This is a genomic window from Caballeronia terrestris (assembly GCF_001544515.1).
Taxonomy (GTDB): Bacteria; Pseudomonadota; Gammaproteobacteria; order Burkholderiales; family Burkholderiaceae; genus Caballeronia; species Caballeronia terrestris.
On sequence record NZ_FCOL02000359.1, the window covers coordinates 1 to 1,621 of the forward strand.

1 protein-coding gene is annotated in these 1,621 nt (G+C 61.8%); it reads right to left on the bottom strand.

The window, feature by feature from the left end; all coding sequences use genetic code 11:
• Positions 1-414: 414 nt before the first annotated feature.
• Positions 415-1,524, bottom strand: a complete 1,110-nt coding sequence (locus AWB67_RS37385; RefSeq protein WP_087660811.1) for an IS110 family RNA-guided transposase — start codon at positions 1,522-1,524, stop codon at positions 415-417.
• Positions 1,525-1,621: the final 97 nt, after the last annotated feature.

The window sequence follows — 1,621 nt, forward strand, 5'->3', positions numbered from 1 at the left end:
CACTGATATGTATGGACCGTGTCAAGTGCCAAAGGCAGATCTCCGAAGCTTGACGGGTCAAGGGCGGGCGTGAGCCCGGCGTAGCGAACCCTTGACGCGACGTCGGCTTTCCATGCTATGCATTGGATCGTGAGCGCGGGACTTGCGTGCTCACGATCATCCGAGACCGGCTTCTTTGACGGTCTTCAACAACAGGATGCTTGGGCCAGGACGAGGCGGTTATCCGACGGTTGAACATTCTGATATGCGCGGGTTGGTTACCGCATGACAAACGAAACGTCGGGGAGCTGCCTCAATCTAGATTCGAGGGTTATGCTGTTTCCAGTTGCCTCCTAGTGTTACAACGAGGGTTCTCCCACCGTTGCCTGGTCCTGGCCCAAACATCCTGTTGCGTGCTCGATCTTCTCATGCCGGCTAAGCTCGGCTGAGGGGGATGACGTGTTGCCCGATAGCCCAGATAAAGCCGACGAGTTCGCGCGCAATAGCGGTACAGACCTGGTTCTTGAGCTTGCCCCGTGCCATCAAGTTTCGAAACCGCTGACACAGCCGCTTTTGCGCCGACCAGGCGATCTCTTGGACCTCGGGGGGCGTACGTTCTGCGCGCCGCTGCAGGATCGCGGTCTTTCGCGCGGCATGACGATACGTCCACGCGGCTTCGATGAGTACCCGCCGGACGTGGCCGTTGCCGGTCTTGGTGATGCCGCCGCGACGCTCGCGCTTGCCGCTGGAGTGTTCGCTAGGCACCAAGCCAAGATACGCCATCAGTTGCGGCGCGCCGGAAAACCGTGCGAGATCACCGAGTTCCGCTACCACCGTTACAGCCGCGAGCAGACCGATGCCGCGCAGCGCCATCAACGCCTCGATAACCGGCCAAACTGCGTTCGCGTGCGCGGCCGTCTCGACTTCGCGGTCGAGGCTGGCCACGCGCCCGCCACAGGCCTGAACTGTGTCGATATACTCCTGCAGCACGATCTGTTGCTCCGGCCGGGCGAACTTGATGCCCTCCAGCCAGCGCCAGTGCGCTTGCGTCCACCTTGAGCGGCCCGTGTAGCGATGGCCGTGGCGCGACAGAAACGACAACAGCCGTTGCTTGGCCTGGCGTTGCAGATGCTTCATGTCCTCACGCGCACGGGTCAGATCGCGCAACGCCTCCTGTGCCTCGTCCGGAATCCACACGGGGCTCAACTCGCCAGCGCGGTGCAGGCGCGCCAGACTTAGGGCATCGCGTCGGTCGGTCTTCACGCGTTCGCCCGGCTTCTTCGGAATCAGCGACGGCGCCACGACTTGGCAGTCCAGCTTGAGTTGCCGCAACTGTCGGCAAATCGTGTACCCGCAGGGGCCGGCTTCGTAGCAAAACGCCAGCCGTCCCGTGCCGCGCTTGAGCTGTCCCACCACTTTCGCAATCGCCTCGGGCGTGTTCACTATCTCGCCCATATACCGCACCTCGCCAGCCGTGTCGGCGACCGCCACGGCAATCGTTTCCTGATGTACATCCAGGCCCACGTACTTGCTAAACTTGTTCATGACCTGCCCCCTCAATGCGGCTCTGAGCCGCGGCGTAACCTACCTCAAGCTTAATCCGCGTACCTTGAGGTGCGGCAGGTCCATACATGATGTCTAG